Annotated in this window: 18 protein-coding genes, 1 pseudogene and 1 riboswitch; of the genes and pseudogenes, 12 read left to right on the forward strand and 7 right to left on the reverse strand. The window is 70.2% G+C overall.

Going from position 1 to position 21,292, the window contains the following annotated elements; all coding sequences use genetic code 11:
* Positions 1-92: 92 nt before the first annotated feature.
* Entirely contained in the window at positions 93-2,009 is a 1,917-nt protein-coding gene (locus ABZ070_RS22790) for an ABC transporter ATP-binding protein (protein ID WP_356636659.1), read from the reverse strand.
* A gap of 196 nt (positions 2,010-2,205) precedes the next feature.
* Between ABZ070_RS22790 and ABZ070_RS22795 the strand changes: the two genes are divergently transcribed.
* Genes ABZ070_RS22795 through ABZ070_RS22810 form a run of 4 tightly spaced genes read left to right on the forward strand, consistent with a single transcriptional unit; the run spans position 2,206 to position 5,819 of the window.
* Entirely contained in the window at positions 2,206-3,111 is a 906-nt protein-coding gene (locus ABZ070_RS22795) for an ABC transporter ATP-binding protein (RefSeq protein WP_356636661.1), read from the forward strand.
* Positions 3,108-3,875, forward strand: coding sequence for an ABC transporter permease (locus ABZ070_RS22800; protein WP_356636663.1), 768 nt, complete (start codon positions 3,108-3,110; stop codon positions 3,873-3,875). Before ABZ070_RS22795 ends, ABZ070_RS22800 begins: the two co-directional genes overlap by 4 nt.
* A 35-nt stretch (positions 3,876-3,910) precedes the next feature.
* Positions 3,911-5,185 carry a sensor histidine kinase gene (locus ABZ070_RS22805; RefSeq protein ID WP_356636665.1) on the forward strand — a complete coding sequence of 425 codons (1,275 nt, stop codon included), beginning with the start codon at positions 3,911-3,913 and terminating at the stop codon, positions 5,183-5,185.
* Entirely contained in the window at positions 5,178-5,819 is a 642-nt protein-coding gene (locus ABZ070_RS22810) for a response regulator transcription factor (protein ID WP_356636667.1), read from the forward strand. Before ABZ070_RS22805 ends, ABZ070_RS22810 begins: the two co-directional genes overlap by 8 nt.
* Before the next feature lie 6 nt (positions 5,820-5,825).
* Here ABZ070_RS22810 and glgX read toward each other — a convergent pair whose 3' ends face one another.
* Positions 5,826-8,096, reverse strand: a complete 2,271-nt coding sequence (glgX, locus tag ABZ070_RS22815; protein WP_356636669.1) for a glycogen debranching protein GlgX — start codon at positions 8,094-8,096, stop codon at positions 5,826-5,828.
* A gap of 213 nt (positions 8,097-8,309) precedes the next feature.
* Here glgX and ABZ070_RS22820 point away from each other — a divergent pair, with 213 nt between their 5' ends.
* From ABZ070_RS22820 to ABZ070_RS22845, 6 genes are all read left to right on the forward strand, one after another.
* A complete protein-coding gene (locus ABZ070_RS22820; RefSeq protein ID WP_356636671.1) occupies positions 8,310-9,542 on the forward strand; it encodes an Ig-like domain-containing protein in 1,233 nt (410 codons plus the stop codon).
* Between the two features lie 216 nt (positions 9,543-9,758).
* Positions 9,759-11,006 (forward strand): Ig-like domain-containing protein, encoded by a 1,248-nt coding sequence (locus tag ABZ070_RS22825; RefSeq protein WP_356636673.1) that lies wholly within the window; start codon positions 9,759-9,761, stop codon positions 11,004-11,006.
* Positions 11,007-11,082: 76 nt separating this feature from the next.
* The gene (locus ABZ070_RS22830) at positions 11,083-11,850 is read left to right on the forward strand and encodes an enoyl-CoA hydratase-related protein (protein WP_356636675.1); all 768 of its coding nucleotides are present in this window, start codon (positions 11,083-11,085) and stop codon (positions 11,848-11,850) included.
* Positions 11,851-12,122: 272 nt separating this feature from the next.
* Complete coding sequence (locus ABZ070_RS22835; RefSeq protein ID WP_356636677.1) at positions 12,123-12,626, forward strand: ATP-binding protein; 504 nt, start codon at positions 12,123-12,125, stop codon at positions 12,624-12,626.
* Between the two features lie 385 nt (positions 12,627-13,011).
* The gene (locus tag ABZ070_RS22840; RefSeq protein ID WP_356636678.1) at positions 13,012-14,196 is read left to right on the forward strand and encodes a YncE family protein; all 1,185 of its coding nucleotides are present in this window, start codon (positions 13,012-13,014) and stop codon (positions 14,194-14,196) included.
* Between the two features lie 73 nt (positions 14,197-14,269).
* Positions 14,270-14,893, forward strand: coding sequence for an ADP-ribosyltransferase (locus ABZ070_RS22845; RefSeq protein ID WP_356636680.1), 624 nt, complete (start codon positions 14,270-14,272; stop codon positions 14,891-14,893).
* A gap of 74 nt (positions 14,894-14,967) precedes the next feature.
* Here the strand turns inward: ABZ070_RS22845 and ABZ070_RS22850 are convergent, their stop codons facing one another.
* Positions 14,968-15,606: a GNAT family N-acetyltransferase gene (locus ABZ070_RS22850; protein ID WP_356636682.1), complete on the reverse strand. Its 639-nt coding sequence runs from the start codon at positions 15,604-15,606 to the stop codon at positions 14,968-14,970.
* A 102-nt stretch (positions 15,607-15,708) separates the two neighbouring features.
* Here ABZ070_RS22850 and ABZ070_RS22855 point away from each other — a divergent pair, with 102 nt between their 5' ends.
* Positions 15,709-15,924: an EF-hand domain-containing protein gene (locus ABZ070_RS22855; RefSeq protein ID WP_187742484.1), complete on the forward strand. Its 216-nt coding sequence runs from the start codon at positions 15,709-15,711 to the stop codon at positions 15,922-15,924.
* Between the two features lie 63 nt (positions 15,925-15,987).
* Here ABZ070_RS22855 and ABZ070_RS22860 read toward each other — a convergent pair whose 3' ends face one another.
* From ABZ070_RS22860 to gcvT, 4 genes are all read right to left on the reverse strand, one after another.
* Positions 15,988-17,355 (reverse strand): L-serine ammonia-lyase, encoded by a 1,368-nt coding sequence (locus ABZ070_RS22860; protein ID WP_356636684.1) that lies wholly within the window; start codon positions 17,353-17,355, stop codon positions 15,988-15,990.
* A gap of 147 nt (positions 17,356-17,502) precedes the next feature.
* Positions 17,503-18,762 (reverse strand): serine hydroxymethyltransferase, encoded by a 1,260-nt coding sequence (gene glyA, locus ABZ070_RS22865; RefSeq protein ID WP_356636686.1) that lies wholly within the window; start codon positions 18,760-18,762, stop codon positions 17,503-17,505.
* A gap of 23 nt (positions 18,763-18,785) precedes the next feature.
* On the reverse strand, positions 18,786-19,160 hold the full coding sequence (gene gcvH, locus ABZ070_RS22870) for a glycine cleavage system protein GcvH (protein ID WP_356636688.1): 375 nt from the start codon (positions 19,158-19,160) through the stop codon (positions 18,786-18,788).
* A 98-nt stretch (positions 19,161-19,258) separates the two neighbouring features.
* Entirely contained in the window at positions 19,259-20,374 is a 1,116-nt protein-coding gene (gene gcvT / locus ABZ070_RS22875) for a glycine cleavage system aminomethyltransferase GcvT (RefSeq protein ID WP_356636690.1), read from the reverse strand.
* Between the two features lie 147 nt (positions 20,375-20,521).
* Positions 20,522-20,618, reverse strand: a riboswitch (glycine riboswitch).
* A 145-nt stretch (positions 20,619-20,763) separates the two neighbouring features.
* Here gcvT and ABZ070_RS22880 point away from each other — a divergent pair.
* A pseudogene (locus tag ABZ070_RS22880) lies at positions 20,764-21,201 on the forward strand (AAA family ATPase); the annotation flags it as partial.
* Between the last annotated feature and the right edge of the window lie 91 nt (positions 21,202-21,292).

Here is a 21,292-nt window from a genome sequence, read left to right on the forward strand (position 1 = left end):
GTCGCGAGCGGCCGGCCCGGTTGCGTCGGCGCCGTCCGAGGAGCCCGGGTCGGCCGCCCGGTCGGCCGCCGAGTCGGCCGTCGAACCAGTCGTCACTGTGCTGTCCCTTCCACTCCCGCGCTCTTCCCGGGGGCCGCTCGGCCGCCCGCGTCGCTCCTGCCGTCCGGGTCCTTGGCGGTCGCCCCGGGCCCTTGCGCGCCGCTCGACGCAGGGAGCGTCCGAGGACCGCCTGAACCTTGCGCGCCGGACATCAGCCACGCGTACTCCGCGTTCGTACGCAGCAGGTCGTGGTGCGTGCCCACCGCGGCGATACGGCCCTCGGACAGCAGCGCGACCCGGTCGGCCAGCATCACCGTCGACGGCCGGTGTGCCACCACCAGCGCCGTGGTCCCCTCCAGAACCCGGCGCAGCGCCGCCTCCACGAGCGCCTCCGTGTGCACGTCGAGTGCCGACAGCGGGTCGTCCAGCACCAGGAAGCGGGGCCGGCCGACGACCGCGCGGGCGAGCGCGAGACGCTGGCGCTGGCCGCCGGACAAGCTCAGGCCCTGTTCGCCCACCTGCGTGGCCGTGCCGTTCGGCAACTTGTCCACGAAGCCGGCCTGCGCGATGTCGAGGGAGCGGCGCAGAGCGGCCTCGTCGGCCTCGCCGTGAGCACCCATCGACACGTTCTCGCCGACGCTCGCGGAGAACAATGTCGGCTCCTCGAAGGCCACGGACACCAGCTCGCGCAGCCGCTCGCGCGGCATGGCGGTGATGTCCTGCCCGTCGAGGGTGATCCGCCCGCCGGTCGGCTCGTGCAGCCGCGGTACGAGCGCGGTGAGCGTGGTCTTGCCGCTGCCCGTCCCGCCGACGAGGGCCATCGTCTCGCCCGGACGCACATGCAGGTCGATGCGGGCGAGGACGGGCGTGGTGTCCGCGGGCGCGTCCGGGTAGCGGAACTCGACACCGTCGAAGCGCAGCCCGCCGGCCTGTGCGGGGGCCACGCCCGTCAGGGCTCCGGCGTCGTACGTCTCCCGCTCCTCTTCCGCGTCCAGCACCTCGAAGTACCGGTCCGCGGCGGTTGCCGCCTCCTGGCTCATGGCCAGCAGGAAGCCGATCGAGTCCACCGGCCAGCGCAGTGCCAGCGCCGTCGACAGGAACGCCACGAGCGTGCCCGCCGACAGGTCGCCGTCCGCCACCTGGATCGTCCCCAGCACCAGCGCGGCACCGATGGCGAGTTCGGGAATGATCGTGATCAGCGCCCAGACGCTGCCCAGCAGCCGGGCCTTGCCGAGCTCCGTGCCGCGCAGCCGCTCCGACAGTCCGCGGAAGGCCTCGGCCTGGCTGCGGTGCCGGCCGAAGCCCTTGATGATGCGGATGCCGAGGACGCTCTCCTCGACGACCGTCGTCAGATCGCCGACCTGGTCCTGGGCCTTCCGGGCGACCAGGGAGTACCGCGCCTCGAAGAGCGAGCAGACCACGACCAACGGCACCACGGGCGCCAGCAGAACCAGCCCGAGCGTCCACTCCTGGCCGAGCAGGATCACGAACCCGACGAGGATCGTTGTGCCGTTGACGAGCAGGAACGTCAGCGGGAAGGCCAGGAACATCCGCAGCAGCATCAGGTCGGTCGTGCCGCGCGAGAGCAACTGGCCCGACGCCCACCGGTCGTGGAAGGCCACCGGCAGACGCTGCAGATGCCGGAAGAGATCCGCCCGCATGGCCGCCTCGACACCGGCGAGCGGCCGGGCCACCAGCCACCGCCGGAAGCCGAACAGGACGGCCTCCGCGACGCCCAGCAGGAGCAGGATCAGCGCGCCGAACCAGACACCGCCCGGGTCCCCGCCGGCGACCGGCCCGTCGACGATCCACTTCAGCACCAGCGGGATGACGAGGCTGAGACAGGAGGCCACGACGGCGACGAAGGCAGCGCCGAACAGGCGCGTACGGACCGGGCGGACATACGGCCACAGCCGCAGGAGCGAACGCACGGCGGAGCGGTCCCTGGTATCGGAATGTGGTGTGGGCATCAGGTGCGAGCCTACGGTTCACCACTGACAGCGCTCATGTGGTTTTCCGCCAGGCGGAGCAGCTTCGGACAACAGGGTCTGGGCCGGGTGACGTACGCGGACCGGAGTCGTACGCCCGGCATCAACCGATCGGCCGATGCCGGATCGAGCGTTATGGGCGATGCGCCGCACCCGCGCCGGCAGCGACTGTGGGGACATGGCGATCATCGAAGTGAACGGACTGCACAAGGCCTACGCCGGCCGGCCGGCGGTCGACGGGGTGAGTTTCACGGTCGACGAGGGGGAGATCTTCGGGATCCTCGGCCCGAACGGCGCGGGCAAGACCACGACCGTCGAATGCGTCGAGGGCCTCAGGATCCCCGACTCGGGCACGGTCCGAGTCGCCGGGCTCGACCCGGTGGCCGACCACCAGCAGCTCACCCGGCTGCTCGGCGCTCAGCTCCAGGAGAGCGAGCTGCAGCCCAAACTCACCGTGCGCGAGGCACTGGAGCTGTACGCCTCCTTCTACGAGGCCCCGGCCGACTGGCGGCCGCTTGCCGAGCGGCTCGGTCTGGAGGCCAAACTCGCGACCCGGTTCGCGAAGCTCTCCGGCGGCCAGAAGCAGCGGCTGTTCATCGCCCTCGCGCTGGTCGGCAACCCACGGGTCGTCGTCCTGGACGAGCTCACCACCGGGCTCGACCCACGCGCCCGCAGGGACACCTGGCAACTGATCGAGGAGGTCCGGGACTCGGGCGTCACCGTGCTGCTCGTCACCCACTTCATGGAGGAGGCACAGCGCCTCTGCGACCGGATCGCCGTGATCGACAAGGGCCGGGTCGCCGCTCTGGACACCCCGGCCGGGCTGATCGGCCGGTCCGCCGCGTCGACGGTCATCTCCTTCACGCCCTCCGCCCCGCTGGACGAGCGGGAGCTCACGGCGCTGCCGCAGGCGGCCTCCGTCCGGACCGAGGACGGCCAGGTGGTGCTCCACGGCACCGACGAGACGGTCACGGCGGTGATGTCCCTGCTGGCCAGGCACGGCATCACGGCCCGCCGGCTCCGCGTGTCCGAGACGACCCTGGACGACGCCTTCCTCGACCTCACAGAAGAGAGCGCACGATGACCACCACGACCGCCCCTGCCCCCACTTCCGCGTCCGTCGCGGTACTGCGTACCGAGGCCCGTCTCTTCGCGCGGGAGCCCGGGTCGCTGTTCTGGATCCTTCTCTTCCCGACACTGCTGATGACGATCCTCGGCCTGATCCCATCCTTCCGGGAAGCGTCGGACGACATCGGCGGCCGGCGTGTCATCGACCTCTACGTCCCCGTCGCCGTACTGCTCGCCATGATCATGGCCGGACTGCAGGCCATGCCGCCCGTCCTCGCCGGATACCGCGAACGCGGCATCCTGCGGCGCATGTCGACCACCCCGGTCCGCCCCTCCGCGCTGCTCACCGCCCAGCTCGCCCTCCACGGCGCGGCGGCAGTCGTATCCGCCGTCCTGGCCATGACGGTGGGCCGGATCGTGTTCGACGTGGCGCTGCCCGCACAGCCGGTCGGGTACGCGCTCGCCCTGGTCCTGACCACCGCGAGCGCACTCGCGCTCGGAGCGATGGTCTGCGCCGTCTCCCGCACCCAGAAGATCACGACCGCCGTCGGCTCGGTGATCTTCTTCCCGTCGATGTTCACCTCGGGCGTGTGGCTGCCCGTGCAGACCATGCCCGACACCCTGCAGCGCATCGTGGAGTTCACGCCACTGGGGGCCGCCTCCCAGGCGCTCGACCGCGCCGCGGCCGGCGGCTGGCCCGCGTGGTCGGACCTGGGGGTCACGGGACTGTGGACCGTCCTTCTCACCGCGGCCGCGGTCCGCTGGTTCCGCTGGGAGTGATCCCGGTGGGGGAGCGGCCGGGGCACACTGGGCGCATGAAGCTGCCCGACGCGTTGCCGGGGCCCAAAGCGGTCGTACCGATCGAGGAGCGCTGGGCGCAGTTCTACCGCCACGGCCCCTACGCGCTCCTGGGGCTCGCCACCCTGATCTCCGGCGTCGTCGCGGACGAGTTCATGAGCCGCGCCGAGATGTACGCCGCCGCAGTGCTGGTCGTCGCCGCTCTGGTGCTCCAGCGGTGGTGGGACGTGACAGCTCCGGGCACGGCGAACGGCGGCCCGGCCGGGTATGTGTACATCGCGCTGCGGACCGTCCTCGCGTTCGCCCTCACCTGGCTGAACCCGCTGTTCGCCATCTACGCCGTCCTCGGCTACTTCGACTCCGGCCATCTGCTGCCCGGCCGGCGGGCTTACGCGGGGCTGCTGGTCACCGCCGTGACCATGGCGGGCTCCCAGTCCGGTGGCCTGCCGCCGAAATCGACGACACAGTGGTTCCTCTTCGGCGGCCTCTATGTCCTCAACGCCTCGCTCTGTCTGCTCTTCGCCGGCCTGGGTGTCCGGGAGGCGGAGCGGGCGAAGGAGCGCCTGGCCACCATCCAGGCGCTGGAGGACACCAACGCCCGACTGGAACAGGCCCTCGAGGAGAACGCCGGCCTGCACGCCCAACTCCTCGTCCAGGCGCGGGAGGCCGGTGTCGCCGACGAGCGACGCCGGCTGGCCGCCGAGATCCACGACACCATCGCCCAGGGCCTGGCCGGCATCATCACCCAGTTGCAGGCCGTCACCTCCACCGACGACCCGGCGCTCGCCGGGAAACACCTCGACCGCGCCTTTGCGCTCGCGCGCCACAGCCTCGGCGAGGCCCGCCGCTCCGTGCAGAACCTCGCCCCGGCAGCTCTGGAGCACGCCTCACTGCCCCAGGCACTGGAGGCGGCCGTCACCGACTGGGCGGAACAGACCGGCGTGCAGGCCCGGTTCACCGTCACCGGTACGCAGGAGCCGCTGCACGAGGAGGTCGCGGCCACCCTGCTCCGTATCGCCGGCGAGTCACTCGCGAACGCCGCGAAGCACGCGCACGCCACGCGGGCCGGCGTCACCCTGTCCTACATGGGCGACGAGGTCACCCTCGACATACGCGACGACGGCAGGGGCTTCGACCCCCTTGCGCTGCCGCCCCGTTCCGGCACCGGCGGCTTCGGGCTGGACGGCATGCGGGCCCGCGCCGAACGGATCGCGGGCACGGTCGCCGTGGAATCGGAGCCGGGCCGGGGAACGGCCGTGTCCGTTCGCGTACCGTTGGTCCGCCATGGCTGATCACATCATCACCCTGATCGTCGTCGACGACCATCCCGTCGTACGCGACGGTCTGCGCGGCATGTTCGACTCCGCGCCCGGTTTCCGGGTCCTCGGCGAGGCAGCGAACGGCGTCGAAGGCGTCGAACTGGCCACCCGGCTCGACCCCGACGTCGTCCTCATGGACCTGCGCATGCCCGGCGGCGGGGGAGTGGCGGCCATCGCCGAGCTGACCCGCCGCGGCGCCCGCGCCAAGGTCCTGGTCCTCACCACCTACGACACGGACTCCGACACCCTGCCCGCCATCGAGGCCGGCGCCACGGGCTACCTCCTCAAGGACGCACCCCGCGACGAACTGTTCACGGCGGTGCGGGCCGCCGCCGACGGCCGCACCGTGCTCTCCCCGGCGGTCGCCTCCCGTCTCGTCTCACATGTCCGCACCCCCGCCGCGTCCGGCAGGGAGCCGCTCTCCGCCCGCGAGCGCGAGGTGCTGGAGCTGGTCGCCAAAGGCACGTCCAACCGGGAGATCGCGGCGGAGCTGTTCATCAGCGAGGCAACGGTGAAGACCCACCTCACACACATCTTCGGCAAGCTTGGCGCCAAGGACCGGGCGGCGGCCGTCGCCGTCGCCTACGACCGGGGCATCCTCGGCTGACCGGGCTCAGTGCGCGACCCGCAGCAGCAGCACCGAGCGGCCGGGCACCCGCACCACCGAGCCCCCCTCGTGCACCGTGCCCGGCGGCGTGGTCTGGTCCTCCAGCGAGGTGTCCACCACCAGCTCGTAGTCCTGCGCCCACGGCGCGCCCGGCAGCCGGAAGTCCACCGGCTCAGCGGCCGCGTGCAGGATCGTCAGGAAGCTGTCGTCGGTGACCTGCTCTCCGCGGGCGTCCCGGCCGGGAATGTCCCGGCCGGACAGATACAGCGCGAGGGTCGCCGACGGGGCGTACCAGTCGCCTTCGGTCATCTCCCTGCCCTGCGGGGTGAACCACGCCAGGTCGCGCAGTCCGTCCGGCGCCTGCGGGCGGCCCGAGAAGAAGGCCCTTCTGCGCAGCACCGGGTGACGATGGCGCAGTTCCAGCAGCCGCCGGGTGAGTTCCAGCAGGCCGCCGGGCCCCGGCTCGTCGCGCAGCGACCAGTCCAGCCAGCTGGTCGGGTTGTCCTGGCAGTAGGCGTTGTTGCTGCCGTCCTGGGTCCGGCCCATCTCGTCGCCGGCGACGATCATCGGCACGCCCGTCGAGAGCAGCAGGGTGGTCAGCAGGTTGCGCACCTGTCTGCGGCGCAGGGCGTTGACACCGGGGTCGTCCGTCTCGCCCTCCGCCCCGCAGTTCCAGGACCGGTTGTCGTTGGTGCCGTCGCGATTGCCCTCCCCGTTGGCCTCGTTGTGCTTCTGCTGGTAGCTGACCAGGTCGCGCAGGGTGAAGCCGTCGTGCGCGGTGATGAAGTTGACGGATGCGTACGGGCGCCTGCCGCCCCAGGCGTACAGGTCGCTGGAGCCCGACAGCCGGTAGCCGAGATCGCGTACGTCGGGCAGGGCGCCGCGCCAGAAGTCCCGCACGGCGTCGCGGTACCGGTCGTTCCACTCCGTCCACAGCGGCGGAAAGGCGCCCACCTGGTATCCGCCGCTGCCCACGTCCCAGGGCTCCGCGATCAGTTTCACCCGCCGCAGCACCGGGTCCTGGGCGATGACGGCCAGAAAGGGGGACAGCATGTCGACGTCGTGCATCGAGCGGGCGAGCGCCGCGGCCAGGTCGAAACGGAAGCCGTCGACGCCCATCTCGGTCACCCAGTAGCGCAGCGAATCGGTGATCAGCCGCAGCACATGGGGCTGCACCACATGCAGTGTGTTGCCGCACCCTGTGTAGTCCGCATATCGGCGGGCATCCGCCTGAAGGCGGTAGTAGCCGCGGTTGTCGATCCCGCGCAGGGACAGCATCGGCCCCAACTCGCTCGCTTCAGCGGTGTGGTTGTACACCACGTCGAGAATGACCTCGATACCCGCGGCGTGCAGCGCCCGGACCATCCGCTTGAACTCGCCGACCTGCGCTCCGGCCGTACCCGAGGCCGCGTAGGCCGCGTGCGGGGCGAAGTAGCCGATGGAGTTGTAGCCCCAGTAGTTGGCGAGCCCTCGCCGCAGCAGGTGGTCCTCGTGCGCGAACTGGTGCACCGGCAGCAGTTCGACAGCCGTCACTCCGAGCCGCACCAGATGCTCGATCGCCGCGGGATGGGCGAGACCCGCGTACGTACCCCGCAGTTCCTCGGGGATGCCCGGATGCAGCTTGGTGAACCCTTTGACGTGCAGCTCGTAGATGACCGAGTCCGCCCAGGGGATCTTGGGCCGGCGGTCGTCCATCCACTCGTCGCCGTCGGCGTCGTCGTGGACGACCACCCCCTTGGGCACGTACGGGGCGGAGTCCCGGTCGTCGCGCACGGTGTCGGCGACATGCTGGTCGGGCCAGTCCCGCACATGCCCGTAGACCTGCGCGGGTAGCGAGAAGTCCCCGTCGACCGCGCGGGCGTAGGGGTCGAGCAGCAGCTTCGCCGGATTCCAGCGCGCCCCCGTCCACGGGTCCCAGCGGCCGTGCACCCGGTAGCCGTACCGCCGGCCGGGGCCGACGCCCGGCACGAAGCCGTGCCAGATCTCGTGCGTCAGCTCGGTGAGCGGCAGCCGGGTCTCCGCGCCGGACTCGTCGAACAGGCACAGCTCCACTCCTTCCGCCCCGCCCGCCCACAGCGCGAAGTTGGTCCCCGCGACGCCGTCCGGGCCGACCCGGAACCGTGCGCCCAGAGGTGTGGGCGCTCCCGGCCACACCGGTGGTCTGCGGACCTCCGCCTCCGGGCGGCGGCCGGCCGCGCCGGCCACCGCCGAACGAGTGCCGGGCGGCTCGCCCGGCACCTCCTCCCGCACCGTCTCCTGCTCGGCTGCGCTCGACACCTGCCGGCCTCCCGCGGCTCGTCGGGCCCTGCTTGAGGTGCTCCCAGGCCCGGGCCTTCGGTGGAGCACTGCTCGCGGCGTCCCGGCCGCGTCACCCCACGCCTGGTCCTTTCACCATTTCTGCCCGCGCCGCACGCGTCCCAACATCGCCCGCCGTTCACGTTGCCCCAGGCGGGTCGTTGCCCCGGACGGGCCGCTGTCGTTGGTCGGTATGTGAGACATGTACTGAAGCGGGCGGGGCGCGGCGCGGCCGTCGCCCTGGCAGGAGCAGGACTGATCGCGGGACTCGTCGGCTGTACCGGTGAAATCCTCGGCAACGGTGACAAACCGGGGGCGGCGGCGCCCGCGGGCACCATCCGAGTGACGCCGAAGGACGGTGCGAAGAAGGTGCGCCCGGACGACATCGTCGAGGTCCGTCTGCCCGGCGGCCGACTCGAGCGGGTCGAGGTCACGCGGATCGGAAACGCCACGAAGACCGCCGTCGAGGGGCAGATCTCCGATGACGGGCAGCTCTGGAGACCCAAGGAGGGCACCCGGCTCAAGCTCGCCGCCAAGTACAGCGTGGACGTGGTGGCACGCGACGGGCAGGGCCGCAGGGCGGCGCGCCACACCACCTTCACGACCCTGGTTCCCGATCACCGGTTCATCGGCTACGTCCAGCCGGAGAACCGTTCGACCGTCGGCACCGGGATGATCGTTTCCGTCGGTTTCAACCAGGCGATCGAGAACCGCGCCGCCGTCGAACGCGCGATCCGTATCACCTCCGATCCGCCGGTGGAGGTCGTGGGCCACTGGTTCGGCAATGAGCGGGTCGACTTCCGGCCCCGTGGCTACTGGAAGCCCGGCACCGAGGTCACCGTCGACATGCGGCTGCGCGAAGTCGAGGCGGAGCCCGGCGTGTACGGCCTCCGGAGCAAGACCATCTCCTTCACGGTCGGCCGTTCCCAGATCTCCCACGTGGACGCCAAGGCGCGCACCATGAAGGTCGTGCGCGACGGCAAGCCCCTCGCGACCGTGCCCATCACCGCCGGGGCACGCAAACACCCGACGTACAACGGCAAGATGGTCGTGATGGAGATGCACGACGTGACCCGGATGAACGGGGCGACCGTCGGATTCACGAAGAAGAACGGAAAGAGCGAGTACGACATCAAGGACGTACCGCACGCGATCCGGCTGACGACGTCCGGCACCTTCCTGCACGGCAACTACTGGACGAACCCCAAAGTCTTCGGCACGAAGAACGTGTCGCACGGCTGTGTGGGGCTGCGGGACGACAAGGGCGGCAGCAGTGAGTCCCCGGCCGGCTGGTTCTTCGACCGGACCCTGATCGGCGACGTCGTGGAGGTCGTCAACTCCAAGGACCGGACGGTGGACCCGGACAACGGCCTCAGCGGCTGGAACCTCGACTGGCAGGCATGGAAGGCGGGTTCCGCACTGGGCTGACGCGGCACCCTCACCGACCCGGCACGACCTGCGCCGCGGGCCGATGCCACCGTAAAGCGGCCCTGGCGGAGTCCGATGGACGAGTTGGGACTGAACGGTGACATTGGGGGGCACATTTGACGACGTGCGGTGTGATTATCTATCGCCGTGCGTGCGTGAGGTGCGCGGGGGTGCGGGCCGTGGCGATGCCAGGCCGTGCGAGGGGAGAACACGACTGTGAACGGGCAGCCGATATCGGGGGCATCGGCCGGAACCGGACGCGGGCGCGGGGGCGCCGCGCTGTCCGCTCTGGTGATGGGGGCGATGCTGGTGCTGACGGCCTGCGGGGGCGGGGGCTCCGACAAGGGCGGCGACGCCGGGTCCGGCCGTAAGGACGGCAGCGGGAAGGTCGAGAACGCGGCCTCCCAGGCGGTGGTGACCATCACGCCCAAGGACGGTGCCGACGCGGTCGCCACCAGCGGCGCGCTCAAGGTCACGGCGGCCAAGGGCAAGCTGACGACGGTCAGTGTGCAGGACGACAAGGGCACCGAGATCAAGGGCGAGATCGCGGCGGACGGCGCGAGCTGGCAGCCGCTGCAGCATCTGGCGGGCTCCACCAAGTACAAGGTGCACGCCGTCGCCAAGGACACCGAGGGCCGCGAGTCGGCCAAGGACACCACCTTCACCACGCTGGTGCCCAAGAACACCTTCATCGGCCACTACACGCCGGAGGACGGTTCGACCGTCGGCGTCGGCATGCCGGTCTCCATCAACTTCACCCGCGGCATCACGGACCCGGCGGCCGTCGAGAAGGCGATCGAGGTGACGGCGGAGCCGTCCGTCCCGATCGAGGGCCACTGGTTCGGCAACGACCGTCTCGACTTCCGTCCCGAGAAGTACTGGGCCGCCGGCACCAAGGTGACCGTGAAGCTCAACCTGGACGGTGTCGAGGGCCGCCCGGGTGTGTACGGCAAGCAGGCCAAGACCGTCTCGTTCACCATCGGCCGCAGCCAGGTCTCCACCGTCGACGCCGGCGCCAAGACGATGAAGGTCGTACGCGACGGCAAGGAGATCAAGAACATACCGATCACCGCGGGCGCGCCTTCGACCACGACATACAACGGGCAGATGGTCATCAGCGAGAAGTACAAGGTGACCCGGATGAACGGTGCGACCGTCGGCTTCGGAGGCGAGTACGACATCAAGGACGTGCCGCACGCGATGCGGCTGTCCACCTCGGGCACCTTCATCCACGGCAACTACTGGGCCTCGCCGGGCACCTTCGGCTCGGCCAACGTCAGCCACGGCTGCGTCGGCCTGCGCGACGTGCGCGGCGCGTACGACAAGAACACCCCGTCCGCCTGGTTCTACAACAACTCGATCATCGGCGACGTGGTGATCGTGAAGAACTCCAAGGACAAGCAGATCGCCCCGGACAACGGCCTGAACGGCTGGAACCTGTCCTGGGAGGAGTGGACGAAGTAGGACACCCGCGCAGGGGCCCGGTGCTGTGAGCAACAGCACCGGGCCCCCGTGTGTTAACGGGTACTAACCTTCGCCCATGACCGTTTCACTCGAAGTCTCCGAAGGCGTCGGCACCATCAGGCTCGACCGCCCCCCGATGAACGCCCTCGACATCGCGATCCAGGACCGGTTGCGCGAGCTCGCGGAGGAGGCCACCCGGCGCGAGGACGTACGGGCCGTGATCCTGTACGGCGGCGAGAAGGTGTTCGCGGCAGGCGCGGACATCAAGGAGATGCAGGCCATGGACCACACGGCGATGGTCGTGCGGTCCCGTGGGCTGCAGGAGTCCTTCACCGCCGTCGCGCGTATCCCCAAGCCCGTCGTCGCGGCCGTCACCGGATACGCGCTCGGCGGCGGCTGCGAGCTCGCGCTCTGCGCCGACTACCGGATCGCCGCGGACAACGCCAAGCTCGGCCAGCCGGAAATCCTGCTGGGCCTGATCCCCGGCGCCGGCGGCACCCAGCGGCTGTCCCGGCTGATCGGCCCGTCCCGCGCCAAGGACCTGATCTTCACCGGTCGCATGGTGAAGGCGGACGAGGCGCTCTCGCTCGGGCTGGTGGACCGCGTCGTCCCGGCTGCCGAGGTGTACGAGCAGGCGCACGCATGGGCCTCGGCGCTCGCCAAGGGCCCCGCGCTGGCGCTGCGCGCCGCCAAGGAGTCGGTGGACACCGGCCTGGAGACGGACATCGAGACCGGTCTCGCGGTGGAGCGCAACTGGTTCGCGGGGCTGTTCGCCACGGAGGACCGGGAGCGCGGGATGCGCAGCTTCGTCGAGGAGGGGCCGGGCAAGGCCAAGTTCCTCTGAGCGCACATCCGTCGACCCGCAATCGCGGGCGATACGACGGTGCGTCAATCGCATGAGCGGCCCGCGCGGACCTTAGGGGAACCTTAAGCATGAGCACCTCCAGCGGGCGTCGTGTCGATCTTGTGCGCGGCATCACCGCAGCTCAGTGCGGCTGTCAGGCGTCGCACTGAGCCAGGGGCATATGCCGATCGGCCCCTCGGAATGACTCATACCGGGGGGCCTATTCACCCGGATCGCTCACACGGGCCGTCAGACGCGGCCATGATGGAGGCATGTCGGGCCTCGAGGGTGTGGGACAACCGCGGCAGCGCGTCGGCGCCACCGCAGGACGGTGGGCACCTGCCGCCGACGACGAACAGGCGCTCAAGGCGCTGGAGTTGTACGGCAATCCGACGGAGGGTGAGGTGAGTCTCCCCTCCCGCCCCGAGTCCGCCGCCACGGCTCGCCGGCTCACCCAGTGCGTGGTGCTGCGCCAGTGGTCGCTGCCCGCGCAGACCGGGGAGTACGCGGTCCTGCTCGTCTCCGAACTGGTCGGCAACGCGGTGCGTCACACCGGTGCGCGGGTGTTCGGATTACGGATGCTGCGCCGCCGCGGCTGGATCCGCATAGAGGTGCGCGACCCCTCCCGGGGGCTGCCCTGCCTGATGCCCGTGACGGAGATGGACACCAGCGGCCGGGGCCTCTTCCTCGTCGACAAACTGGCCGACCGGTGGGGCGTGGACCTGCTGCCGCGCGGCAAGACCACCTGGTTCGAGATGCGGGTCATCGACCGCTGACGCACAGAAGCCCCCACGCGCCGGGATGCGGCGCCACGGGGGCTTCTGTGTGGAGCGCCGTGGATCGGGGGGTGTATCCACGGCCGCTGTTGTCGACCTGGCCCGGGTCAATGGAGGTCGTGCCATCGACTATGGCAGATGACCCGCTCATCGCCAAAATCCCATATGCGGACAATGCGCTCACTTCCCCCCGCGGTCGCTGAAGGATCGTAGGTGAGATGACCCACCTGCCTCGCAATCCATGCATAAATATGGCCATCAGGGTGTGATTCATTGATCCCGTGGTCCTCGCCCCGCCCTGGAGGGCGGTGCCGGTGCGACCCGCGATCTTCTGAATTGCGTAAATCGTTACTTTTCGCCCCCCTGCCGCCTACTGTGCTTGTCCGTGAAGACACCCCTCACGAAGCGGACCACGGCGCTGCTCGCCACGACCCTGCTCGCACTGCTCGCGGGCTGCGGCCAGGGCGGCGGGAGGACGGAGGCGCGCGGCACCGAGCCGGCCACTCCCTCTGCCGCGCCCGCGAAGGTCTCCGGCGCCTCGGGACTGCCCGGCATGCCGCCCGTCCTGGATCCTGACGACGTCTACGCCGCCGGCCGGCCGGGCCTGCTCTCCCCGGTCGTCAGGGGATTCCCCTCCCGGGTGTACGTGCCCAACACCAAGTCCCACACCGTCTCGGTCATCGACCCCAAGACGTACAAGGTCGTCCGGACCATCCCGGTCGGTGCGCAGCCGCAGCACGTCGTGCCGTCCTGGGACCTCAAGACGCTGTGGGTCAACAACAACCGGGGCCACACACTCACCCCGATCGACCCGCGGACCGGTGCGGCGGGCAAGCCGGTCGAGGTGCACGACCCGTACAACCTCTACTTCACCCCCAACGGCACACACGCCGTCGTCATGGCCTCCCTGGACCGTGAGCTCGTCTTCCGCGACCCGCACACCATGGAGCGCAAGCACGTGGAGCCGGTGTCCTGCTACGGCGTCAACCACGCCGACTTCTCCGCCGACGGCAGGTACTTCATCGTCTCCTGCGAGTTCTCCGCCGAACTGCTCAAGGTCGACACGGAGAAGATGAAGGTCGTCGCACAGCTGAGGCTGCCGTTCGAGGGCGCGATGCCGCAGGACGTGAAGCTCTCCCCGGACGGCAAGACCTTCTACATCGCCGACATGATGGCGCACGGCGTGTGGGTGCTCGACGGCGAGAAGTTCACCCGGCCGAAGCTGCTGCCCACCGGCAGGGGTGCCCACGGGCTCTACGTCAGCCGCGACTCCCAGGAGATGTTCATCACCAACCGCGGCGAGGGCTCCGTCTCCGTCTTCGACTTCACGAAGAACGACCTGACGAAGAAGTGGTGGCTGCCGGACGGCGGCAGCCCCGACATGGGCGGTATCTCCGCGGACGGCAAAGTGCTGTGGCTGTCCGGGCGTTACGACTCCGAGGTGTACGCCCTCGACACCAGGACCGGGAAGCAGCTGGCACGCATCCCCGTCGGCGACGGTCCGCACGGGCTCGCGGTCTACCCCCAGCCCGGCCGCTACTCGCTGGGCCACACCGGCGTGTTCCGGTAGCCGGCTGCCCAACTCGCCCACGGGCGGGTGACGATGCACGGTCCGGCGTCGCCGAGCCGGGATGGTGGCCTCCATGATCATCCCTCGCCTGCGGCGCCGGGCCGCCGTGCTCGCGCTGGCACTGACCGCCTCGCTCGCCCCGGCGGCCGCGTCCACCGCCGCCGATGCCGCCACCACTCCCGCCACTTCCGCCCCGGCTGCCGCCGCCGCGGCCACGTGCCCCCTCGTCGGGGACCCGCTCTACGCCGCGGCCGACCGCAGCGTCGACATCGACAGGGTCACGCCGGCGCCGTCGTACCGCACGAACTGCAAGCAGCTGTACCGGGCCGACGGACGCGGCCCCGAGGTCGTCTTCGAGCAGGGCTTCCACCCGAAGGCGCCGCAGGACGGCCAGTACGACATCGAGAAGTACGTCCTTGTCAACCAGCCGTCGCCGTTCGTCTCGACCACGTACGACCACGACCTCTACAAGCAGTGGAAGAGCGCCTGGAACTACTACATCGACGCCCCTGGCGGCATCGACGTCAACGAGACGATCGGTGACACCCACAAGTGGGCCGCGCAGGTCGAGGTCGCCTTCCCGGGAGGGATCTCCCGCGACTTCATCGTCGGCGCCTGTCCCGTCGACAAGCAGACCAAGCGCGAGATCATGAGCGAGTGCCTGGACAACCCGCACTACCTCCCCTGGCGCCTGTGAGCTGAGCACGCCGCCCTGTCACCGGTCGCACGGCCGGACACAGGGCGGCCGGGCAACCGGCCCCGCACCCTTCTTCAGCGCGCCGCGAGGATCGCCTCCGAGGCCACCGGCCGGTACCCCGCCTTCTGGAACGTCCGCACGCTGCGCGCGTTGCCCGGGGACTGCTGCGACCAGAGCACCGGCGCGGGCACCAGGTGCCGGGCCGCCAGCGCGAGCGCGAGCCCGAGGCCGCGGCCGCGAGCCTCCTCCTCCACCTCGATGGAGACCTCCCACCGGCCCGCCAGCCCCCGGCCCAGCACCAGCACGCCGCCGTCGGCCCTCCACACCCGCACGTCGTCACGGCGCTTCAACGCAAGCGTCACCCGCGGGTGTTCGCGGTCCTCGATCTCGTGAAGCCCGATCTCCGGCTCGCCGGGCAGCGCTTCCGCAACCGTCACGAGGTCGATGGTGTCCATCGAGCGACCGGTGCGCGCCATGAGCGCAGACAGGAAGTTCGGGTTCATCGGGGCGGCCAGCCGGTCGGAGGCGGTCGCCGCCAGCTCTGCCCGCACCCAGTGGGGATCCTCGTTTGTGAAGACGACCGAGTGCGCGGTGAAGGCCACCACGCCCTCGTCACGGACGCCGGGCCGGCCGACCACCGTCACCCCGCCGTCCGACGCCGGAAACCGTCCGCGCGCCGCCGCGGCCAGGATCCCCGCCAGCTCGTCGCTCATCGCATGCCTCCCCGTTCGGATGTCCCCGCCTCGCCTCCATGATCGCGTAACGGTGCCGATAATCTGACCTCCGTCAGTAATGCACCAAGAAGGGGTGGACCGGTGGCGGACATCGAGGCAGCACGCAAGGCGTTCGACCGTTACGACGCGGACGGCGACGGCTTCATCACTGCGGCCGAATACAAGACGGCGATGGCTCAGATGGGCGACTGGAACGTCACGGAGTCCGTCGCCGAGGCCGTGATCGCCGCGCAGGACACCGACAAGGACAAGCTCCTGTCGTTCGACGAGTTCTGGGCCCACCTGAACAAGGCCTGACGCACCGCGACACCGCGGCCCCCGGCGAGTGTCCGCCGGGGGCCGCGCGCTGTCCGGGCCTACTCAGCACTCGATGATGTTCACCGCGAGGCCGCCGCGGGCGGTCTCCTTGTACTTGACCGACATGTCCGCGCCGGTGTCCTTCATCGTCTTGATGACCTTGTCCAGCGACACCTTGTGGCTGCCGTCGCCGCGCATCGCCATCCGTGCCGCGGTGACGGCCTTGACCGCCGCCATGCCGTTGCGCTCGATGCACGGGATCTGGACGAGGCCGCCGACCGGGTCGCAGGTCAGGCCGAGGTTGTGCTCCATGCCGATCTCGGCCGCGTTCTCGACCTGTTCCGGGGAGCAGCCGAGGACCTCGGCGAGCGCGCCCGCAGCCATCGAGCAGGCGGATCCGACCTCGCCCTGGCAGCCGACCTCGGCGCCCGAGATGGAGGCGTTCTCCTTGAAGAGCATGCCGATCGCGCCGGCGGCGAGCAGGAAGCGGACCACTCCCTCGTCGTCCGCGCCGGGCACGAAGTTCATGTAGTAGTGCAGCACGGCGGGGATGATGCCGGCGGCGCCGTTGGTGGGCGCGGTGACGACGCGGCCGCCCGCGGCGTTCTCCTCGTTCACGGCCATCGCGTAGAGGGTGATCCACTCCATAGCGAGGGCGTTCGGGTCGCCCTCGGAGCGCAGCTTGCGGGCGGTGGTAGCCGCGCGGCGCCGGACCTTCAGGCCGCCGGGCAGGATGCCCTCCCGGGACATGCCGCGCGAGACGCACGCCTGCATGACCCGCCAGATCTCCAGCAGGCCCTCGCGGATCTCGTCCTCGGTGCGCCAGGCCTTCTCGTTCTCCAGCATCAGCGCCGAGATCGACAGACCGGTCTCCTTGGTGAGGCGCAGCAGCTCGTCACCCGTGCGGAAGGGGTACTTCAGCACGGTGTCGTCGAGCACGATCCGGTCCTCGCCGACCGCGTCCTCGTCGACGACGAAGCCGCCGCCGACCGAGTAGTACGTCTTCTCCAGCAGAGTCGTGCCCTCGGCGTCGCGGGCGAGCACGGTCATGCCGTTGGCGTGGTACGGCAGGGCCTTGCGGCGGTGCAGGACCAGGTCGTCGTCGAAGGAGAAGTCGATCTCGTGCATGCCGAGCAGATTGATGCGGCGGCCGGTCTTGATCCGCTCGACCTGCTCGTCCGCGGTCTCGACGTCGACCGTGCGCGGAGAGTTGCCCTCCAGGCCCAGCAGGACGGCCTTGGGGGTGCCGTGGCCGTGGCCGGTGGCGCCCAGGGAACCGAAGAGCTCCGCCCGTATCGCCGTGGTGTGGGCGAGCAGGCCTTCGTTCTTGAGCCGCCGGGCGAACATCCGGGCGGCGCGCATCGGGCCCACCGTGTGGGAGCTGGACGGGCCGATGCCGATCGAGAACAGGTCGAAGACCGAAATGGCCACGGGGGTACTCCTCAGGGTTGGTAGACGCCGTTGTCTGCCGGGGTGGTGCAGAGAACACAGGGCGGTACGTGGTGCGGGGCACCGCACTCACTGTCCAGTGTGCGCGGTGCCCCTTTTGTTTTGGTCCGGACTGTTACGGGAGATCCGTCACAGACCGGGGTAGAGCGGGTGCCTGCCGGCCAGGGCCGTGACCCGGGCGCGCAGCGCGGTGGCGTCGTAGGACGGCTTGAGGGCCTCGGCGATGATGTCGGCGACCTCGCGGAAGTCGTCCTCCTGGAAGCCGCGGGTGGCCAGGGCCGGGGTGCCGATCCGCAGGCCGGAGGTGACCATCGGGGGCCGGGGGTCGTTCGGGATCGCGTTGCGGTTGACGGTGATCCCGACCTCGTGGAGGCGGTCCTCCGCCTGCTGGCCGTCGAGCTCGCTGTTGCGCAGGTCGACCAGGACCAGGTGCACGTCGGTGCCGCCGGACAGGACGGAGACGCCGTGCTCGGTGACGTCCGCCTGGACCAGGCGCTCGGCGAGGATGCGGGCGCCGTCCAGGGTGCGCTGCTGGCGCTCCTTGAACTCCTCGGAGGCCGCGACCTTGAAGGAGACCGCCTTGGCGGCGATGACGTGCTCGAGCGGGCCGCCCTGCTGGCCGGGGAAGACCGCGGAGTTGATCTTCTTGGCGAGCTCCTGCGTCGAGAGGATCACACCGCCGCGCGGGCCGCCGAGGGTCTTGTGCGTGGTGGTGGTCACGACGTGGGCGTGCGGCACCGGGTTGGGGTGCAGGCCCGCGGCGACCAGGCCCGCGAAGTGGGCCATGTCGACCATCAGGTAGGCGCCGACCTCGTCCGCGATCCGGCGGAAGGCGGCGAAGTCCAGCTGACGGGGGTAGGCGGACCAGCCGGCGACGATCAGCTTCGGCTTGGACTCCTTGGCCAGCCGCTCGACCTCGGCCATGTCGACCTGGCCGGTGGCGTCGTCGACGTGGTAGGCGACCACGTTGTAGAGCTTGCCGGAGAAGTTGATCTTCATGCCGTGGGTCAGGTGACCGCCGTGGGCCAGGTTCAGGCCCATGATCGTGTCGCCCGGCTTGAGCAGCGCGAACATCGCGGCCGCGTTCGCCTGCGCGCCCGAGTGGGGCTGCACGTTGGCGTGCTCGGCGCCGAACAGCGCCTTGATCCGGTCGATCGCGATCTGCTCGACCACGTCGACGTGCTCGCAGCCGCCGTAGTAGCGGCGGCCCGGGTAGCCCTCGGCGTACTTGTTGGTCAGGACGGAGCCCTGGGCCTCCATGACCGCGACCGGAGCGAAGTTCTCCGAGGCGATCATCTCGAGGGTGGACTGCTGACGGTGGAGCTCGGCGTCGACAGCGGCGGCGACATCCGGGTCCAGCTCGTGAAGAGGGGTGTTGAGAAGCGACATCACTCGGTCCCTAGGGTCGTGGGTCAGCCGGCGAATTCGGTGTAGTCGTCCGCGGAGAGCAGGTCCTTCGGCTCCTCGCTGACACGCACCTTGAACAGCCAACCGCCCTCGAACGGGGCGGAGTTCACCAGCGACGGGTCGGCTGCGACGTCTTCGTTCGCCTCGACGACCTCACCGCTGACGGGGGAGTAGAGGTCGCTGACCGACTTGGTGGACTCCAGCTCGCCGCAGGTCTCGCCCGCGGTCACCGTGTCACCGACCTCGGGGAGCTGGACGTACACCACGTCGCCGAGCGCGTTGGCCGCGTGCTCCGTGATGCCGACCGTCGACACGCCGTCCTCGGCGGTCGACAGCCACTCGTGCTCCTTGCTGTAGCGCAGCTGCTGGGGGTTGCTCATGACCTGAATTCTCCTGTACGCGAGGGAGTGCTGGTGAACGGGGAGGGGGTGCCGACGATCACGTCCGGCACCGGGAGATCACGTCCGGCACCGGAAGATCACTTCTGGCGCTTGTAGAACGGCAGCGCCACGACCTCGTACGGCTCGTGGGTGCCGCGGATGTCGACACCGACACCCGGCGTGCCCGGCGCGGCGTGCGTGGCGTCCACGTAGGCGATGGCGATCGGCTTGCCCAGGGTCGGGCTCGGCGCGCCGGACGTGACCTCGCCGATCACCTCGCCGCCGACGACGACCTGCATCCCGGCACGCGGCACTCGGCGGCCTTCTGCGATCAGGCCGACCAGCTTGCGCGGCGGGGCGGTCTCGGCGCGCTCCGCGGCGGCGGTGAGCGCCTCGCGGCCCACGAAGTCGCCGTCCTTCTCGAACTTCACGACCCGGCCGAGCCCCGCGTCGAACGGGGTGAGCGCGGTGGTCAGCTCGTGCCCGTACAGCGGCATCCCCGCCTCGAGGCGCAGCGTGTCACGGCAGGACAGGCCGCACGGGACCAGGCCGGCCGGTGCGCCCGCGTCGGTCAGCGCCTGCCAGAGCTTCTCCGCGTGCTGCGGCTCGACGAACAGCTCGAAGCCGTCCTCGCCGGTGTAGCCGGTACGGGCGATCAGCGCCGGGACGCCCGCCACCGTGCCGGGCAGGCCCGCGTAGTACTTCAGGCCGTCCAGGTCGGCGTCGGTGAGCGACTTCAGGATGCCCGGGGACTCAGGGCCCTGGACGGCGATCAGCGCGTACGCGTCACGGTCGTCACGGACGGTCGCGTCGAAGCCGGCCGCGCGCTCGGTCAGCGCGTCCAGCACGATCTGGGCGTTGCCGGCGTTGGCGACGACCATGTACTCCTGCTCCTGGAGCCGGTACACGATCAGGTCGTCGACGATGCCGCCGTCTTCCTGGCAGATCATGGTGTAGCGGGCGCGGCCGACGCCGACGGTGCCGATGTTGCCGACCAGCGCGTAGTTCAGCAGGTCCGCGGCCTGCGGGCCGGTCACGGTGATCTCACCCATGTGGGAGAGGTCGAAGAGGCCGGCCTTGGTGCGGACGGCGATGTGCTCGTCCCGCTCGCTGCCGTACCGCAGCGGCATGTCCCAGCCGGCGAAATCGGTCATGGTCGCGCCCAGCGACCTGTGCAGGGCGTCGAGTGCGGTCAGACGTGGGGCGTTGCTCATTGGTGTGGCTCCCAGGGCATGGCTGCGAGGACAATCCTCCCCATCTGTCATCGGAACCTGAGAGGTTCGCCCCGACTCCGCGTACGGGTGTCGTGACTTGCACCTTGGGTGGAGCCACTCGAATGCGGCTCGCTTTTCAGATCTGCCTCATCGCGCGCGGTACGGGGCCTGAGAGATTCAAGGGAGGAACTTGCTCCTTCGGCGCCCGCCACAGATGTGGCAGGGACTCTCCCGCGCGGATTCAAGCGGCCGGTATGCAGTTGGCGCGCACATCATTGCATGCATCGGGGAAGAGTGGAGCGTGAGGCCGCCCTGAAATCACTTGAGCCGTATTACCAATTCTTTACACTTCATGGGCAAGGGTGTGGGATGACCCGAAGGGGGATGGCATGACGTTGCAGCCGACCGGTGCATACGCCACGACCGCGGGGGTATCAGCCCCGCCGGGACTGCCCGCGGTTCCAGCCCGGACCGGGGCGCCGGCGCGCGTCCGGCCCGCCCAGCCCGTCCTGCGCGACCTCAGGGAGCGCTCGGGCAGCAGCCCGCACAGCCTCGTCTTCGCCGCGGGCGACGTGGTGGTCGTCTCCGGCCTCCCCGGCAGCGGCAAGTCCACGCTGATGCGCCGCGCCGTCCGGGAACGGGGGATCGACTCTCAGGACACCCGCGACCGGTGGGACGCCCGGATGCCCCGCCTTCTGCCGTACGCCGTCTACCGCCCCCTCGTCCGTCTGGCCCACTACGCCGGGCTCCGGCGCGCCCTGCGTTCGGGCGAAAGCGTTGTCGTCCACGACTGCGGCACGCAGGCGTGGGTCCGCCGCTGGCTCGCCAACTCGCACGCTCAGACGGCAGCGTCGGACAGCACCGCCTCTATGAAATCGGCCGGCGGCTGGTAGTCATGGGCTTCGACGTAATGAGCGA

The sequence above is a fragment of the Streptomyces sp. NPDC006283 genome (assembly GCF_040613325.1).
Lineage (GTDB): Bacteria > Actinomycetota > Actinomycetes > Streptomycetales > Streptomycetaceae > Streptomyces.